This window comes from Micromonospora sp. NRRL B-16802 (assembly GCF_001279555.1).
Taxonomy (GTDB): Bacteria; Actinomycetota; Actinomycetes; order Mycobacteriales; family Micromonosporaceae; genus Micromonospora; species Micromonospora profundi.
The window spans coordinates 1-16,696 of the sequence record NZ_LGEB01000051.1 but is presented as its reverse complement, the minus strand read 5'-3'; the positions used below and the strand labels follow the sequence as shown (position 1 = coordinate 16,696).

The 16,696-nt window shown below is 71.7% G+C and carries 18 protein-coding genes; 8 read left to right on the top strand and 10 right to left on the bottom strand.

Annotated elements, in window-relative coordinates; all coding sequences use genetic code 11:
* Window position 1: 1 nt before the first annotated feature.
* The 5 genes from ADK66_RS09200 to ADK66_RS09180 all read right to left on the bottom strand — a co-directional run bounded on the left by ADK66_RS09200 (window position 2) and on the right by ADK66_RS09180 (window position 6,878).
* The gene (locus ADK66_RS09200; protein WP_053653509.1) at window positions 2–2,710 is read right to left on the bottom strand and encodes an FtsX-like permease family protein; all 2,709 of its coding nucleotides are present in this window, start codon (window positions 2,708–2,710) and stop codon (window positions 2–4) included.
* A complete protein-coding gene (locus ADK66_RS09195) occupies window positions 2,707–5,892 on the bottom strand; it encodes an ABC transporter permease (RefSeq protein WP_053653508.1) in 3,186 nt (1,061 codons plus the stop codon). Before ADK66_RS09195 ends, ADK66_RS09200 begins: the two co-directional genes overlap by 4 nt.
* A 127-nt stretch (window positions 5,893–6,019) precedes the next feature.
* Window positions 6,020–6,196 (bottom strand): hypothetical protein, encoded by a 177-nt coding sequence (locus tag ADK66_RS31825; protein ID WP_167945325.1) that lies wholly within the window; start codon window positions 6,194–6,196, stop codon window positions 6,020–6,022.
* Window positions 6,193–6,399 carry a helix-turn-helix transcriptional regulator gene (locus ADK66_RS09185; RefSeq protein WP_053653506.1) on the bottom strand — a complete coding sequence of 69 codons (207 nt, stop codon included), beginning with the start codon at window positions 6,397–6,399 and terminating at the stop codon, window positions 6,193–6,195. Before ADK66_RS09185 ends, ADK66_RS31825 begins: the two co-directional genes overlap by 4 nt.
* Entirely contained in the window at window positions 6,399–6,878 is a 480-nt protein-coding gene (locus tag ADK66_RS09180) for a DUF2975 domain-containing protein (protein WP_053653505.1), read from the bottom strand. The genes ADK66_RS09185 and ADK66_RS09180 overlap by 1 nt, the downstream gene beginning before the upstream one ends.
* A 133-nt stretch (window positions 6,879–7,011) precedes the next feature.
* On the opposite strand from ADK66_RS09180, the gene ADK66_RS09175 reads away from it, so the two are divergent.
* Complete coding sequence (locus ADK66_RS09175; RefSeq protein ID WP_053653504.1) at window positions 7,012–7,575, top strand: RNA polymerase sigma factor; 564 nt, start codon at window positions 7,012–7,014, stop codon at window positions 7,573–7,575.
* Window positions 7,575–8,657 (top strand): hypothetical protein, encoded by a 1,083-nt coding sequence (locus tag ADK66_RS09170; RefSeq protein WP_053653503.1) that lies wholly within the window; start codon window positions 7,575–7,577, stop codon window positions 8,655–8,657. The genes ADK66_RS09175 and ADK66_RS09170 overlap by 1 nt, the downstream gene beginning before the upstream one ends.
* 134 nt (window positions 8,658–8,791) lie before the next feature.
* Here ADK66_RS09170 and ADK66_RS09165 read toward each other — a convergent pair whose 3' ends face one another.
* Window positions 8,792–9,361 carry a TetR/AcrR family transcriptional regulator gene (locus tag ADK66_RS09165; protein WP_053653502.1) on the bottom strand — a complete coding sequence of 190 codons (570 nt, stop codon included), beginning with the start codon at window positions 9,359–9,361 and terminating at the stop codon, window positions 8,792–8,794.
* A gap of 59 nt (window positions 9,362–9,420) precedes the next feature.
* Between ADK66_RS09165 and ADK66_RS09160 the strand changes: the two genes are divergently transcribed.
* On the top strand, window positions 9,421–10,161 hold the full coding sequence (locus ADK66_RS09160; protein ID WP_053653501.1) for an SDR family oxidoreductase: 741 nt from the start codon (window positions 9,421–9,423) through the stop codon (window positions 10,159–10,161).
* Window positions 10,162–10,506: 345 nt separating this feature from the next.
* On the opposite strand, the gene ligD is transcribed toward ADK66_RS09160, so the two are convergent.
* Window positions 10,507–11,541 carry a non-homologous end-joining DNA ligase gene (gene ligD, locus ADK66_RS09155; protein ID WP_053653500.1) on the bottom strand — a complete coding sequence of 345 codons (1,035 nt, stop codon included), beginning with the start codon at window positions 11,539–11,541 and terminating at the stop codon, window positions 10,507–10,509.
* Window positions 11,542–11,588: 47 nt separating this feature from the next.
* Between ligD and msrB the strand changes: the two genes are divergently transcribed.
* Window positions 11,589–11,993: a peptide-methionine (R)-S-oxide reductase MsrB gene (msrB, locus tag ADK66_RS09150; RefSeq protein ID WP_053653499.1), complete on the top strand. Its 405-nt coding sequence runs from the start codon at window positions 11,589–11,591 to the stop codon at window positions 11,991–11,993.
* Here msrB and ADK66_RS09145 read toward each other — a convergent pair.
* The 3 genes from ADK66_RS09145 to ADK66_RS09135 all read right to left on the bottom strand — a co-directional run bounded on the left by ADK66_RS09145 (window position 11,959) and on the right by ADK66_RS09135 (window position 13,761).
* Window positions 11,959–12,567, bottom strand: a complete 609-nt coding sequence (locus ADK66_RS09145; protein WP_053653498.1) for a DUF305 domain-containing protein — start codon at window positions 12,565–12,567, stop codon at window positions 11,959–11,961. The two genes, msrB and ADK66_RS09145, sit on opposite strands and share 35 nt — an antisense overlap.
* Before the next feature lie 62 nt (window positions 12,568–12,629).
* A complete protein-coding gene (locus tag ADK66_RS09140; protein ID WP_053653497.1) occupies window positions 12,630–13,376 on the bottom strand; it encodes a lytic polysaccharide monooxygenase in 747 nt (248 codons plus the stop codon).
* Window positions 13,377–13,485: 109 nt separating this feature from the next.
* Complete coding sequence (locus ADK66_RS09135; RefSeq protein WP_053653496.1) at window positions 13,486–13,761, bottom strand: isoamylase early set domain-containing protein; 276 nt, start codon at window positions 13,759–13,761, stop codon at window positions 13,486–13,488.
* A gap of 170 nt (window positions 13,762–13,931) precedes the next feature.
* Here ADK66_RS09135 and ADK66_RS09130 point away from each other — a divergent pair, with 170 nt between their 5' ends.
* The 4 genes from ADK66_RS09130 to ADK66_RS09115 form a co-directional block, all read left to right on the top strand.
* A complete protein-coding gene (locus tag ADK66_RS09130; protein ID WP_053653495.1) occupies window positions 13,932–14,192 on the top strand; it encodes a hypothetical protein in 261 nt (86 codons plus the stop codon).
* 213 nt (window positions 14,193–14,405) lie between these two features.
* Window positions 14,406–15,344 (top strand): DMT family transporter, encoded by a 939-nt coding sequence (locus tag ADK66_RS09125; RefSeq protein WP_053653494.1) that lies wholly within the window; start codon window positions 14,406–14,408, stop codon window positions 15,342–15,344.
* A 34-nt stretch (window positions 15,345–15,378) separates the two neighbouring features.
* Entirely contained in the window at window positions 15,379–15,834 is a 456-nt protein-coding gene (locus ADK66_RS09120) for a GNAT family N-acetyltransferase (protein ID WP_053653493.1), read from the top strand.
* Between the two features lie 122 nt (window positions 15,835–15,956).
* Window positions 15,957–16,696: lytic polysaccharide monooxygenase (locus ADK66_RS09115; RefSeq protein WP_197281467.1), on the top strand; the 740-nt coding region annotated here is incomplete at its 3' end.

Genomic DNA, 16,696 nt, shown 5'->3' with positions numbered 1-16,696 from the left:
CTCAGCTCTCCTCTCCGAGCCGGAGCACCTCACCGAGGCGCAACCGGCGGTTGTTAAGCGCTTCGACGGTGACCGCGAAGCCGAGGGCGACCGCCCCGAGCGCGAACACAGCGGCGACGAGGCCGGGCTCGAAGGCCACCCGGACAGGTACGCCACCGGTGAACGCGGACAGGCCGAGCACCGGGTTGAGCAGCAGGGGCAGTAGCGCCCCGACGAGCGCGCCGGTCAGCACCGACGTGCCGACCAGCGGGGTCAACTCGACAAGCAGCAGTCCTCGCCACTGCCTGCGGGACAGGCCGAGGGTGCGCAGCCGGGACAGCACCTGACCCCGGTCTCGCGCGCCGGCCAGCACTGTGAACGCGATGGCGAGCAGCCCGAGCACGGTGCCGCCGACCGCGCCGGCGACGAATCCGAAGGCCAGCACGCCGTTCGCGCCACCGTCGCCAAGATCCCGCCGGACACCGTCGCGGGTGTCGACAGTCGCCCCGAGGAACCGTTCCCGGCCAGTCACCGTTCCGTCGCGCAGGTAGCGCTCCTGCCCCTGGTCGCCGGCCTGGCGCAACGCCTCTGCGTCCAGCCGGTCCCCGGCGACCAGCAGGCTTGTGGGCACCGGCTCGGTGGTGCGGGCCGGCAGCGCCTGCCAGGGCAGGATCACGAACCGGCCGGCACCCTCCGACAGCAGCGGGAAGGTGTCCTGCGAACCGGCGATACGGAACTCGTACCGCTCGCCCTGCACCGAGACGAACGCCGAACGGTCCAGACCCACCCGGGTCAGGTCGGCGGCGACCGCCGGGGAGACGATGGCCGGCAGTGGCCCGGACGCCTGCTCGGCGCTGCGCAGCACGGCCGGTAGCGGCACGACCACACCGGACTCCCGGCTGACCGTGCTCAGGCCCGAACCGTCCACAAGCAGCACCTGCACCGGCCCGACCCGCGCGTCGGTGCCGAGGGCGTCGGCGGCCAATCGCTGGTCCGGCTCGTCCGCCACCCGGGTGACGGCGCTGACGCCGGGCAGCTGACTCACCGCGTCGAGGGTGTCCGGGGCGAGACGTTCGCCGCGGACAATCGCGTCGGCCGGGACTGTCCGCTCGACGGCCCGATCCCTGCTGGCGTCGACACCGGCGGCGACGACAGCGCAGAACGCCGCGGTGCCGATCGCCAGTACCACGACCACAAGGGGGGCGGCGACAGCGGAGCGGCCGGCCCGCGCGGTGCCGAGGAACGTCACGCTGCCCCTGGTCCGCGCGGCGAGCCGGCTCACCAACCGCAAGGGCCAGGGGTACGCGCGCAGCGCCAGCACCGCCGCGGCGACAGCGAGCAGCACCGGCACCGACACCAGCAGCGGGTCCACCTCGCCGAGGGTGAGGCCGCGTCGACGCAGCAGCACCGCCGCGAGCCCGGCAAGCAGCAGCAGGGAGACCTCGATTGTGAGTCGGCGTGCCGAGGGGCGGAGCCGGACCAGGTCGCGGCGGGCCGCCCCACCGGTCGGCACCGCAAGCGTCGCCAACGGCAGCGCGAGGGTGACCAGCACCGTCACAGCGGCGGCGTACGGCGCGGTCGGGTCCGGTGCGCCGGGGAACAGGGTGCCCAGCCACCAGCCCAGCGCCGCGGCGACCGGCACCACAAGCAGTGACTCGGCGAGGCTGCGCCGGGCGCCGGCGGTGGCCGCACCTCCTCGGGCGCGCAGCAGCACGTACTCCGCGCGACGCCGCCTGGTGGCGAGGGTGGCCGCGAGCACGATCAGCCCGGCCAGGGTGGCAAGCACGCCCGCCGCGATCACCGCGAGCAGGGTCCGGGCGGCGTTCAACTGGGCGGCGAACGCCCGCAGCGGAACGTCGACCCCCTGGGTCAGTGTGAGGTCCGGCGGAGTGCTGCGCTGCATCGTCTGTAGGCCGTCGATCAACTGGTCCAGGTTGCGTGCGTCGATGGAGTTGACGCCCAGCCGGTAGCGCCAGTCGGACCGGATCGGCCAGCCCTCCGCGGCCCGCTTGTTGAATGTGGACTGGGCGACCACGCCGACGACGATCAGCGGCTGACCGTCGCCGAGCGGTTCGGTGATTCGCAGCGCCGGCGGCAGTCCGTCCCACATGCCGCTCGCCCGGTCGGTGGGGCGGAACAGCCCGGACACCGCCACCGGGACGGGGTCGATCATTGCGCCCTTGTCGTCGACGTTGCCGATGCGCAGTTGGCTGCCGGGCCGCAGGTTGAGCTTGCCGGCCACGTCGGCGTCGAGCGCCACTTCGATCGGCCGCTCCGGAATGTACGTTTCGCTCGGCCACGCCCCGTCGACGAGAGTGCTGTTGTCCTGGACGTCGGGCATGACCCGCAGACCCAGGTCGACAAGCAGCTTGCGGGCCGCGAGGTCCGGGCCGGTGACCCGGCCCGGCATCGTCTCCACGCTGTGCCACCGCTCGGTCACCACCGAGCGCACCTGCGGCGGCATCTCCTTCGCCAAGGCGTCGAACCGCTCACGGGCGGCTCCCGTAGCGGTCTTGACCGAGGTGAAAGGCGCCTCGCCGGTGGCGTACGAGAGATCCCGGCGGGCGGCCGGCTCACTGTTCAGTTGCGCCCGTAGGCCCTGTTCGGCGAGCCGGTTGACGAGCCGGGGAACTCCGCTGACAAGCAGCGTGACCACAAGGGTCAGCACCGCCAGGAGCAGGAACTGCCCGCCGTACGCCCGGACCCGGCGGACGACCGCGCCGATGCTCATCGTTCTCCCCCGATTCGCAGCTGCACCGCCGCCACCCGCTTGCGGATGCCGGTGGCGATGAACGCGCTGAAGGCGAGCGCCGCCAGCAGCAGTCCGGCCGCGGTCAACCCGACCGGCACCCAGGGCAGCACGAACGCCGCCGAAGGCACCGGTCGGCCGGCGGCCGGGGTGAGGATGACAAGGGGAGCCATGGTGGCCCCCACCACGGCACCGAGCAGCAGCCCGACCCCCACGCCGATGCCGGCGAGGAATGTCTGTTCGGCAAGCATCGCCCGGGCCAGCAGCCGAGGTGTCGCACCGAGGGTGTGCAGCACCGCGAACTCGCCGAGCCGGCGTCTGGCGGTGGCCCACACGTCGACCATGAGACCGACAAGGGCGAGCAGCACCGCACCGAGCGCGGCGGCGAGCATTCCCGTGCGTGACCCCCGCCAGTACGGGTCGTCGGCAGCGGCCTCGGCCACTGTCCGGCGTTCCAGGACTGTCACCCCGGGCAGGTCGGCGGCGGCGCTGGCGGCAGCCGACGCGTCGTCGGTGCCGAGCCACCACTCCGGCACCGACCGGATCGTTCCGCCGTCACGGATCAGGGCGTTCACCGCGGCGGGCAGGTCGAGCAGCACGCCCTCGCCGGTGGTGGTGGGCACGGATTCCAGTTCGCCGACCAGCCGCGTCAGCACGGACACGCCGGAGAGGGCAAGGGTGACGGTGTCGCCGGTGCGCAGGCTCAGCGCGTCGCGTACTCCGGCGGTCATCAGGACCGGCACGGGCTCGGCCACCCCGGCGGGCACGATGGCGAAGCGGGTGGACGGTTGGTACGCGAACTGCCCTCCGGGGATCACGTCCACCGGGCGGTCGGCGAGGACACGGGTGCCGGTGGACGTCGCCCGGTGGCCCGGCCCGTCCCCCGTCGTCGCCATCCAGTTGCCGGTCAGGTTGGCCGGCCGGGCGGTGCCGTCCGCGCCGACGAGGGCCAACCCTTCCACGTCGAGCCGGTACGAATCGCCGGCCGCCCGTCCTCCGTCGGCCTCGAAGCCGGCCAGCCTCAGCGGTGCCCCTCCGACGTCGGGCAGTGTCACTGTGAACGTGGCGGACCGCCCGTCACTCGTGGCCTCGACCGCCGGCAGACGTAGGGCCAGCCCGTCGGCGCTTGTGAACAGCAGCGCCACCGCGATCCGATGGGGTCGGAAGGCCCCTTCGACGGGGGTGCGGACCGTACCGGTGACCGCGCGGGTGCCGGCGGGCAGTTCGATCCCGACGGGAGCGCCGCGTGCCTGGAGCATCCGCTTGTAGCTCTCCGACGCCGACCCGTCGGTGAGGCGGTCGGCGAGCAGGACGACGCCGGGCGCCCCGGCGGGGTCGATGCCGATCACCGTGGTGGGCAGGTTCTGCCGGCCGACCCGCACCTCGTCGCGCCACGCCGGCAGCGCCTGGACCACGCCGGGCAGCGCGGCGAGTTCGCCGGCCCGGGTGGGCGGGGCGGAACCGGTCCGCTCGGTCACCCGCAGGTCCGCGCCGACGGTGTGGCTGGCCTGCTCGACCTGGGACCGCTCACCGGTGCTGACCAGGGACCAGGCGAGGGTGCTGCCGCCGACGGCGAGGGCGAGGAGCAGCACCGGTCCGGCGTGTGGACGCCGGCCGGCCTGCCACATGCCGAGCATGGTGGCCGTCCAGGGCCGCGGGTCGACGAACCGCTCGGCGAACCGGGTGACCGGTGGGAGCACCCGCAGCGCCAGCACGGCGCCGGCCAGCACGCCGAGCGTGGGCGCGGCCACCAGCAGTGGATCGAGCCCGAGGCTGGCGCCCGAGCCGGCCAGTGGTGACGCGTACTGGCGCAGCTGCACCCAGGCCAGCAGGGCGAGCGCCACCAGTACCAGGTCGACGCTTGCCCGCTGGACGCTCGCCGCCCGGTTCGGTCGGGACCTGGCGGCCATGTCGGCCACGTAGGTGCCGGCGCCGCGCAGCGTGGGCGCGACCATTGCCACCAGGCAGCCGGCGGCGGTCGCCGCGGCAGCCGCCCAGATCAGTGTGGTGTTTCCGCCGGCAGAGGACAGTTCGGCTGCCCCGCCGGGTTTGACGAAGCGCAGCGCCTCCCCGGCGATCACCGGCCCGAGCAGGGCCGCCGGGGCGATCACCAGGGTCGCCTCCCGGGCGGCAAGGCCTGCCAGTTGCCGGCGTGCGGCGCCACGGGCGCGCAGCAGCGCGGTCTGAGGGCGGCGGTCCTCGTGCAGCAGGGCGGCGACAAGCACCAGCGCGTACCCGCCGAGCACCAGGATGAGCAGTAGCGGGGTGGCCAGCGCGGACCGGCCGACCAGGTCGGCACGGGCGATCCGGTCCAGCAGCTGATCCATCTTGGTCAACGACTGCGCCGACGTGCCCAACTGCGCCGCCTCGGGCACCGCAGTCACGGCCTCCGTCATGGCCGCCCGCACCGCCGGCAGGTCAGCGGCGTCGATGCCGCCGAGGTCCGGTTCGGCCAGCCAGGCCGCCGACACCGAGCCCGGGAAGGTGGCCGCGAAGTCGGCCGGGTCCAGCGCGAACGGCCCGTACGAGGTGCCCGAGCCGGCGCTGCCCGCGCCCACACCGGGGGCCAGCAGCCAGTACGCCTCGGTGGGGTCGCGGGGCCGCCAGGTGCCGGCGAGTACCAGTTGGCTGGCCCGCTCGGTGGCACGGTCGCGCAGCGGGATCCGCTCCCCGACTGCCAGGCCCAGTGCGGTGGCGACCCGTTCCGGCAGGCTGACCTGGACCGGCGTCGCGCCGGCACGGGGCCACGCTCCGCTTGTCAGCTCGGCGTGCCCGGCCAGGTCGTCGAGGGTGGCCAGGTTCGCGAAGATCGGCTCGTCGCCGGCGCGGGGCACGGACCCGAGGTCGCCTGTCAGCTCCCGGCCCGTGCCGTACCGGGCGGCGGAGACGGTGACCGGCACCCCGGCGAGCCCGTCGACCAACTCGGCACGCACCGCCTGGTCGCGGGTGGCGAACTCGGCGGCGTCGCGCCCGCCGGAGCCGCCGACCAGCAGGCCGCGTTCCTCGGCCGGCGCGGCTTTCACCAGCGCCCGCTGCCCGGCGTCCACCGCGCGGCGGTTGTAGTCGGACAGTCCGGTGACCAACGCGACGGCGACCAGGGCGGCGATCACCGCGGCAACCAGCAGACCTCGCGCCTCGCGGGCCCGCCTCCACACCAGCTTCATCCGACGCCTCCCCTGGCCCTGGCGGGCCGACGACCTTCAAGACAGGTCATCCACCGGGAAAGGTTCGCGCCCGTTACATGATCGTTACTCCGGGAAGCCGGTTCGACTCGTGCGGCTCGGCCGTGGGCTAACTGTCGCGCCCGAGCCTGCGCCTTCCGTGCCGGATCATCCGTACCCCGAAGACGACAGCGCCCACGACGAGCGCGGCACCCAGGAGTTGCAGGCCGGGAGAGTCGTCGGCCTCGCCGTGCACGATGCCGGCGACGCCGAGGGCTGCGGCCAGGAGAGCAATGAGGTACGTCATTCGTCGACCCATTCGAGGAGGTCGCCGGGCTGGCAGTCGAGCACCCGGCACATCGCTTCCAATGTGCTGAAACGGACGGCCTTGGCGCGGCCGTTCTTCAGCACCGCCACGTTCGCCGGGGTGAGCCCGACCCGTTCGGCGAACTCGCCGACGCTCATCTTGCGCTTGGCCAACTCGACGTCGATGCGGACGATGATGGGCATCAGATCACCGCTTCCATGTCGGTCCGCAGCGTGGTGGCCTGCCGCAGCAGCGCACGCAGCACGACCATCAGGAGCCCGGCCACTGTGACCCCCACTGTCAGCAGGAACAGCAGGACCGGCAGCCCGGGATCGTCCGCGTTCAACACGACGTAGACGAAGACGGCGACCAGCACCGCCCAGGCGGCGGCGATGGCCCAGACGATGGTGTCCACCCACTTCAGGGACGCCTCGGTGAAGATGCGGTCCTTCTTGACCAGGTTGAGCAACTGCCAGGTGCACACGATCACCACCTGGACGCACACCACCCAGAAGACGGCCACGGCCGTGGCCGGCCAGCGGAGGTACGCGTCCTGCGGCGATTCCTGCGCCATGTGCGCGAACTGCCCCGGCAGGGAGAGCGTCTCGAACGGAATCAGGACCAGAAACAGCAGCACGAGGAACACGCGGAGAGCGGCTACCGCTCGATACTCGACAACCATGTATCGATCCTCGCTTGCTACCTATCGAATGTCAATCGGTTGTCGTATCTCCGGCAGCCCGCCCCGCCCGCTAGCGTGGTTTTTTCCGCTCCGAACCCGTCACGCCCGCCGCCGAACCGGACATGGAGTAGACGTGAGCTCCACGACCGAGCACGAGGATCGATTCCGGCGTGTCTACGCGGCCAACTTCGCGCCGCTGCTGGCGTACGCCGTGCGACGTGTCGAGCAACCCGAGGACGCGGCCGACGTGGTGGCCGAAACCTTCCTCGTCGCCTGGCGGCGCAGTCACCAGATGCCGCCCGACACGGAGGTACGTCCGTGGCTGTACGGCGTCGCCCGACGGGTGCTCGCCAACCACCACCGCAGCGGACTGCGCCGGGGGCGACTCGGCGACCGGCTGCGCCAACGACTCAGGGCCGTCATCGTCGCCGACCCCGGCAACGAGGTGCCCGAACGGCTCACTGTCCGGGCCGCGCTGGCCCGACTCAGCGACCAGGACCGGGAGCTGTTGATGCTGACCTTCTGGGAGGGTCTGGAGCCGCGCGAGGCCGCCGAGGTTCTGGGCATCAGCCCGGCCGCTGTCCGCACCCGGCTGTCGCGCGCACGGGGCCGGCTGCGACACCTCGTCGGTGACGACTCCGGTCCACCCGGACATGTATTCGACGTCCTGGCCGTACGCGCACCGAAGGAGGGCTGATGACTGACGAGCACCTCGACCGGATGGTCCGAGACGCCGACCCGTACCGACCCCACGCCGTTCAGCACCTCGACGGGGCCGCGCAGCACCTCCTGGAGGAGATCATGTCCACGCCGACCCTCGAACCGGTCGCCGAACCGCCGGCCAAACGCCCACGGACCCGCCGTACGCTGCTCAGCGGCCTCGCCAGCGCGGGTGTCGCCGCAGCCGTCCTCGCCGTGATCTTCACAGGCTCGGCCATGAACGTGGGTGGATCGCAGGACCGCGAATCCGCCCCGGCGGACACCCCAGCGGGAAACAAGCCGATCACCGACTGGGCGATGGTGCTCAAGGCCGCCGAGGAAAACCCGCGACTGCTGATCGACCAGCCCGGCTGGAAGGCGACCACCGTCTACGGCTTCCTGGAGGATTCGGGCACGATCAGCTTCAGCAAGGGCGACCAGGAACTGGAGATGAACTGGTATCCGGCCAACGTGTACGGCAGCTTCCACGAGGACCGGCTCAGCGTCAGCAAGCCGGAACCGGTGAAGGTCGACGGCTGGCCGGCCGAGCTGTTCACGTACAACGCGGGCGACTTCGCGGTCATGCTCGCGCCCCGCGAAGGTTCCTTCGTGGAACTCCGGACGGGAGGCGCGTGGACGCGCTCGGCGTTCGACAAGATCCTCACCCGTGTGGTCCGCGTCGACGCCCGCACCTGGCTGGCCGCGCTGCCGGCTGAGATCGTCAAGCCGGAACGGGCGAAGGAGCAGGCCGCCAAGATACTCACCGACGTGCCGCTCCCCCCGGGCTTCGACGTCACCGCACTTACCGATCTGGGCCCCAACGACGCGTACCAGTTCGGCGCCCGCGTGACGAGTCGCGTCGGCTGCGCCTGGATCAGCGAGTGGCTGCGGGCCAAGAAGGCAGGCGACGATGCCGCTCTCCAGCGGGCAAGCGACGCGCTGCGCAGCAGCCACAGGTGGCCGGTGCTCCAGGAGATGAGCAAAGAGGGCGACTGGTCGGAGGTGTTCTGGGAGACCGCCGACAAGGTGGTCGCCGGCAACCCGCCGCCCAGGTACCGGGAATCGCTCGGCTGCGAGTAGGGCTGACACCGCCCTTCTCGGTTCGGCATTCGGCTGCCGGCTGGTTCGCGGGTGGCCGACGCGCCCATACCGATCCACGCCGACCGCAACGGCGGACCAACCAGCGCGCCAGCCGCCCCTGACCATCGCCAGCGTCAGGGGCGGTTGACGCGCAGACCGTCGACGATGATCGACAGTAGTCGCGGTCCTCGGGCGTCAAGTTCGGTGTCGTCCAGTCGCGACAGCCAACTGATGAGCACGATGACGTCGCGGGCTTCGGCATCGACGCGGATGCTGCCGTCGGAGCGGCCGGCTGCCAGCAGCACTTCCACCGCCTCACCGATCGGGCCGAGACTGTGGGCGGCGAGGTCACGCCATGTCGCCGCCTCGACCGCGGCGAACACGTCGCGTTTGACGCGGGCGTAGGCGGCCACCCGGTCGAACCATGCCGCCAACGCCTCCAGCGGCGGGCGGGCCGCCAACAGATCGGGGGCCGCGGCGACCAGGTCGTCCACCTCGCGGCGGTACACCTCGGCGAGAAGGTCCTCCCGGGTCGGGAAGTGCCGGTACAGCGTGCCCTGCCCGATGCCGCACGCCTTCGCGACGGCGTTGAGCCTCAGCTCACCCGGCTCGTGCACCAACTCGCGGGCCGCGCGGAGGATCCGTTCGCGGTTGCGCCGTGCGTCGGCACGTGGCGCCCCGACACCTTTGACAGAAGCGGACACGTGTCCGCTATCATCGCCACCGTAACCGGACATGTGTCCAGTCTAGCGTGAGGATCCCCATGACCATCCACGGCAAGGTCGTCGCGATCACCGGTGCCAGCAGCGGAATCGGTGCGGCAACAGCTCGTCACCTCGCTTCACTCGGGGCGTCCGTCGTCCTCGGCGCCCGTCGAACCGACCGGCTCGACCGCCTGGTCGCCGAGATCGAAAGCACCGGCGGTACGGCGGCCGCCACCCGGGTGGACGTCACGACGCCCGAGGACCTGCAGTCGCTGGTCGCCCTCGCCGTCGAACGCTTCGGTCGCCTGGACGTCCTGGTGGGCAACGCCGGGGTCAGCAGGATCAGCCTGATGGCCGACTTGGACGTCGAGGGCTGGTCGGCGATGGTCGACGTGAACCTCAAGGGCATCCTGCACGGGATCGCCGCCGCGCTGCCCGTGTTCAACCGCCAGGGCAGCGGTCACCTCGTCACGGTCGTCTCGACCTCCGGCCTGAAGATCGTCCCCACCCAGGCGGTGTACGCCGGCACGAAGAACGCGGTCCGCACCCTGCTGGAGGGACTGCGGCAGGAGAGCACCACCGGGGCTCTGCGGACGACGTCGATCTCCCCCGGCTACGTCAAGACCGAACTCATCGACAACGCAGTCGACGATCCCGCCGTACGCGAGCAGGCCAGGCAGAACATGAGCGATCTCGGCATCGACCCCGTAGCGGTCGCCCGCGCGATCGCCTTCGTGATCGATCAACCCGACGACGTCGAGATCGGAGACCTGACCATCCGACCAACTCGCCAGGGCTGAACGAAACACAATCCACTGTGGAACGGCCAGGTGATGGATTGAGGTAGACACTGCCAAGCAGCCATCGAAGCGGTCGTAGCCCAACTGGCGCGGCGGCCCCGGATGTCTCCGGCTCGCTGGCGCTGCCGCGCCACGGGGCCTAACACCAATCGATCCGTTGAGCCACTGAGCGCCCCGGCCAACTGCCCGCACACCAAGCCACTGAGGCCACCGAGCAATCCTCGCGACGCCCTCGGCGTTGCGCATCGCGTTGACGCCCACGGCGCGGATCGGAGCGGGCAGCGCGAGGCCTTCACCCACCGGGTGCCTGGGTTACGCGCGCCGTCCGCTTACGGCAAGGCCAGGTCAGGCGTCGTCTTCCGGGGAGCGCTTGGCGCGGCTGGGCTGGACCCGCTTGGGCTCGCCGGGCATCTTGGGGTGGTCCGGGGGGTACGGCAGGTCGCCCTGGCCGGCGGCGGCGTCTCGTTCGGCCCATTCCAGTAGCGGGGTGATGTCGTACGGGGAGTCGTCGATTTCGGCGTGTGGGTCGCCGCGCTCGGCCAACCGGGCGGGGACGCTGCGCAGGTCGAAGTCGTCCGGGTCGACGTCGGGCAGCTCGTCCCAGGCGACCGGGGTGGAGACGGTGGCCCGTGCGGTGGCTCGCAGCGAGTACGCGCAGGCGATCGTCCGGTCGCGCGCCATCTGGTTGTAGTCGACGAAGACGCGGCTGCCGCGCTCTTCCTTCCACCAGGCGGTGGTGATCAGGTCGGGCTGACGGCGTTCCACCTCCCGGGCCAGCGCGATGGTGGCCCGGCGTACCTCGGTGAAGGTCCACCGGGGCTGGATGCGCAGGTAGACGTGCACGCCCCGGCCACCGGAGGTTTTCGGCCAGCCGGTGGCGCCCAGTTCGTCAAGGACCGCGCGGACCTCCCCGGCGGCGCGGGCCGCGTCGGCGAAGTCGGTGCCGGGCTGTGGGTCCAGGTCGATGCGCAGCTCGTCGGGGCTGTCGGTGTCGGCGGCGCGCACCGGCCACGGGTGGAACACGATGGTGCCCATCTGCGCGGCCCAGGCCACGTGCGCCAGGTCGACCGGGCAGAGCTCGGCCGCGCTCCGGCCGCTCGGAAAGGTGATCTGCGCGGTCGTCACCCACGGTGGGACGCCCCGGGTGGGCACCCGCTTCTGGAAGAACGCCTCACCCTCGATGCCCTCGGGGAAGCGTTGCAGCGTGGTGGGCCGGTCCCGCAGGGCGCGCATGATGCCGTCGCCGACCGCGAGGTAGTAGTGGAAGACGTCCGCCTTGGTGAAACCCCGCTGCGGGAAGATCACCCGGTCCGGACTGCTCAGCCGTACGCTGTGCCCGGCCACCTCGACCTCGGTGACCGCTGCCTTGGTGCCACCCATCCCGCGACCTTATGCCACACCCCCGACGTTCGACGTACCGTTGAGGGGTGAGTCTTGACGACAACGAGCTGCCCCAGACCGAGGACGAGTGGCGCGTCCGGTTGACCCCCGAGGAGTTCCACGTCCTGCGGGAGGCCGGCACCGAACGCCCGTGGACCGGCGAGTACGTGGACACGAAGACCCAGGGCGTCTACCACTGCCGCGCCTGCGGGTTGGAACTGTTCTCCAGCGACACGAAGTTCGACTCGCACTGCGGGTGGCCGAGCTTCGACGACGCCATCCCGGGCCGGGTCAAGGAGATCGAGGACCGCAGCCTCGGCATGGCCCGTACGGAGATCCGCTGCGCCCGCTGCGACAGCCACCTCGGGCACGTCTTCCACGGCGAGGGCTTCACCCCGAAGGACACCAGGCACTGCGTCAACTCGATCTCGGTCCGGCTGGAGCCGAACTGATCTGAGCCGCGTACCCCTGGATCAGCTCGACCTCGGCGGTCCGGGACCGCTCGATGCGCCGGGCCAGGTCGCGGACCCGCTCGTCGCGGCCGACGCCGACCTGGGCCCGGGCCAGGTCGGCCGCCGCCCGCTGGTGGTCGGCGAGCACCTCGCGCAGCACCCGGTCGACGTCGGCGTCGGTGGCGGCCCGCAGCCGGTCCAGCGCGTCGTCGTCGCCGTGCCCGGCGTGGTCGTGCCCGGCCGTGCCGGCGCCCGGCCCGGCGGTTGGCAGCCAGCCGCGCATCTCGGCCAACTCGTCGGCCTCGGTCGCCTCGATGGCGGCGGCCAGGGTACGCAGCGAGTTGTCACGCAACCGGCTCCCGGCCAGCCTGACGATCTGCAGGGTGCGTTCGCTGTGCCCGATCATCGTGCTCAGGAAGACGACGTCGATGCCGCTCATGGCGTCCCCGGTGGAGGATCCCGCCGGGGACGGGGCAGCCGCAGGCCCGGGTGGTGTCGACGCGGGCGGCCCGGCGCAGGCGGCGGCGAGCAGCAGCGCGGCGACCAGGGACGCCAGCGGGGTCACGCGAGGCATGGCGAGGGCTCCGATCACGCGAGGGCGGCGACACGGGCGCGGCCGGGACCGCGCCCGTACGGTCAGACCTGTTGCCAGAGCGCCGGTACGTTCGGCGGCTCCCAGCCGAGGATCGCCGTGTGCGCCTGCCGGCAGCGGTACGTGCGGCCGCCGTAGGTGACCTGGTCGCCGACCTGGTACGCCCGTCCGGCCGTCCAACTGCCACCCGGTGCGGGCGTGGTCGTCGGCGTGGCGGTGGGGGTGGGTCGTGGCGTGGGCGAGGCGGTCGGAGTGGGGGTGGGCGTGGTGCCGCCTCCCCCGCCGCCGATCTGCACGTCGATGCAGGAGTAGAAGGCGTTTGCGGTGTCGGAGATGTTCCACACCGCGAGGATCTTCTGCCGGCCCGAGTATCCGCCGAGGTTGACGGTGTGCGAGACGGTGGCGCCGGGCTGCTGGCCGTTGCCGTTGACCACGGCGACCCGGCTGTTGCCGATCCAGTACTCCCAGTTGCTTGTGGAGTGGCGGGCGGTGTTGAACCAGGTGAAGGTCAGCGAGGTGCCCACCGACGTGGCCGGCCAGCCCCTGTTGTCGTCGTTGAGGACGGCGAACTGGGCGATCCCGGCGTTGCAGCTACGCAGGCCCTTGGGGCCCTCCACGCTCTGCGGCTCGTACTTGATCTGCCCGCAGTCGGGCACCCGGCCCTGCGCGCAGAGCGCCTGCCGGCTCGGTGGGGCGGAGACGTAGCCGTGCGCCTGGGCGGGCGCGGCGAGGGTGAGGGTGGCGGCGACAGCGCCCGCCGCCACCAGCGGGACGGTGATTCTTCGACGCATCGGGGCAGCTCCTTCGTGACGCGCGGTGAGGTGCCCCTCAACGTAATTTAAACTTTGTTAACAGTAAAGAGACCTGTCGATAAATCCATCGATGGTGGCGATTCTTCGGTCAGAGCCGGAGCAGACCGCCGCTGTCGTCGACCTGGTCGGCCGACTCGTCGTCGAGCCAGACCCCGCCGCTGGCGAGGTAGCGGAAGCGGTACTCCCCCGGCGCGAGCTTGATGGTCACCGTCCGGGTGCCGTCGCGGCGGGCCACCAACTCGTGCCGGCCGGGCTGCCACTCGTTGAAGCAGCCCACCACGCTGACCGGGCCGGGCGGAACGTCCCGGGGCAGGCAGAAGGTCACCCGGGTCAGGCTGCCGAAGAGCTTGTTGCGCTTGATCATTGCGATCCTCCGAGCGGTACGGCGGGTCACGGCGGTCTCATCCGGCATAACGGACGACACGCCGGAGCCGACACGCCGCCCCCACCGGTCGACCGGCCGCATTTCGACCCATCTGCCACCAGGCAGCAGGGCAGTCTGATGACACATGTCCTGATACGGAGGGTTTTAGAATGGCAACCTGCGAGGTCTGCGGCAACGACTACTGGATGGCGTTCGAGGTACGCACCGTCAGCGGCGACGTCCACACCTTCGACTCGTTCGAGTGCGCGATCCACCGCATGGCACCCATCTGCGAGCACTGCGAAATCAAGATCGTCGGTCACGGCGTCGAGGTCAACGGCCGGTTCTTCTGCTGCGGGCACTGCGCCCGCTCGGTCGAACGCACCGAAGGTGCCGAGATCCGCGACGCCGTCGGCGCCCGCCCAGCCTGACCGCATGGCCCTGACCGCACGGCCCTGACCGCCCCGCGGCCCGCTGCGGTACGGTCGTCGCATGCGGCCTTTGCTGGGCGTTCTTTCCCCGCCGCGCTCCTGAACGGAGCGCCGCGCCTCACGCCGACCGGGTGACCCACCCGCTCGGCCATCTCGCCGTACGCGCTCCGTCGACGTCGTCCTCGTCAACGGCTCACCTTTCGGAGCGCATCCGTGTCCACGTCCCGTACCGCGTCGCCGGCTGTCCCGGCCCCGGCCGCCCTTGCGGCCCGCACCGGCCTGATCCAGATCACCGTCACCGGAGTGCTGTGGGGCACCACCGGCGTGGCGGTTCAACTCCTGCGCGAGAGCACCGGCCTCAGCCCGGTGAGCATCGGCTTCCACCGCTTGGCGATCGCCGCGCTCGTCCTGCTGGCGTGCACCGCCGGCCGGCTCGGCACGCTTGTGGGCGCCCTGCGCGCGGCGCCCGTGCCGCTGCTGATCACCGGCGTCGGCCTCGGCCTCTACCAGGCGCTCTACTTCGCCGCCGTGGCGCTGGCCGGGGTCAGCGTGGCCACCGTGGTCAGCCTGGGCCTCGCCCCGGTGCTCGCCGCGGCCTGGGAGTCGGCGCGCGCCCGCCGGATCCCCGGCCCGCTGCGGCTCGGCACGCTGGTCGCCGCCGTGGCCGGCCTCGCCCTGATCACCACGGCCAGCGCGCAGCCCACGACGGCGGCGCCGGCCCCACTGTTCGGCCTGCTCGCGGCCGCCGGCTCCGGCCTCGGGTACGCGGTGACGACGCTGATCAGCCGGCAGGTGTCGCAGCACACCGAACCCATGACGCTGACCACCGTCTCCACAGTCGTCGGCGCGCTGACCCTCGCCCCGTTCGCGCTGGTCGCCGGCATCGGCGTACCGGCCCGCGTCTCCACAGTGGCGCTGCTGCTGCACCTCGGCGTCGTCACCACCGCCGTGGCGTACGCGCTGTTCTACGCCGGGCTGCGCACCACCCCCGGCAGCGTCGCCGCCGTGCTGACCCTGCTCGAACCGCTGACCGCTGCGGCGCTGGCAGTAGCGCTGCTGCACGAGCCGCTTCCACTGCCGGTGCTCGTCGGCGGCGCGCTGCTGCTCACCGCCGTGGCCGCCACCTACCTCCGCCCACCGGAGACACGCTGACCGGCCCGGCTCGGGAGGGCCTACCATCGGTGCCGTGCCACAGCAGACCACCGAACTTCGGACGGCCTCCTTCGCCGACCTGGACGCCCGGACCCTCCACGACCTGCTCAAGCTCCGCGTCGACGTGTTCGTGGTGGAGCAGAACTGCCCGTACCCGGACATCGACGGGCGGGACGTGGAGCCCGGCACCCGGCACCTCTGGCTCACCGACGGCGACGCCCCCCTGGCGTACCTGCGGATCCTCGCCGACCCGGGCGGCCTCGCGCGGATCGGTCGGGTGGTGGTGGCCCCGACGGCGCGCGGCGGCGGGCACGCCGGCCGGCTGATGACCGCGGCGCTTGAGGTGGTGGGCAACCAGCCGTGCGTGCTGGAAGCCCAGTCACACCTTGTGGGTTTCTACGCCCGGCACGGCTTCGAGGTCAACGGCCCGGAGTACCTCGAGGACGGCATCCCGCACACCCCGATGCGCCGCGCTGCCATTGACGCCTGACGATTTGCCTGGCATTGTGCCGGGTAGAGCCATCGCGGGAGCCAGCGAATAGGCACGGGAGTGGGCAACTCCCGGCAGTCCGGGTGTCGTCGTCCGTCCGACCTCATCCCCCCGGGGGCTCCATGTCCACTCTCACCCGATCACGACGTGTGCTCTGGTTGTTCGCCATCGCGACTGCCTGCACGCTCCTGTTGACCACCGCCCTGACCACGATGCTGGTCCGGTCCGCCTCCGCGCACGGCTCGGTCGTCGACCCGCCCTCCCGCAGCTACAGCTGCTGGCAGCGCTGGGGCGGCGACTTCCAGAACCCACGGATGGCCACCGAGGACCCGATGTGCTGGCAGGCCTGGCAGGCCGACCCGAACGCCATGTGGAACTGGAACGGCCTGTTCCGCGAGGGCGTGGCCGGTAACCACCAGGGCGCCATCCCCAACGGGCAACTGTGCAGCGGCGGGCGTACCCAGAGCGGTCGCTACAACGCAATGGACACCGTCGGCGCGTGGAAGACCACCTCGGTGGCGAACAACTTCCGGCTCCGCTTCTTCGACCAGGCCAGTCACGGCGCCGACTACATCCGGGTGTACGTGACCAAGCAGGGCTTCAACTCGTCCACGCAGCCGCTCGGCTGGAGCGACCTTGAGTTGGCCGGCCAGATCGGCAACACCCCTGCCTCGCAGTGGAATCCGGACACCGGTGGCGTCTCCATCCAGATTCCGGTGAGCGCGCCGGGACGTACGGGTCGCCACATCGTCTACACCATCTGGCAGGCCAGCCACCTGGACCAGTCGTACTACCTGTGCAGTGACGTCGACTTCGGCGGAGGCAACGGCACCCCGCCCCCCACGACCCCGCCCCCCACGAC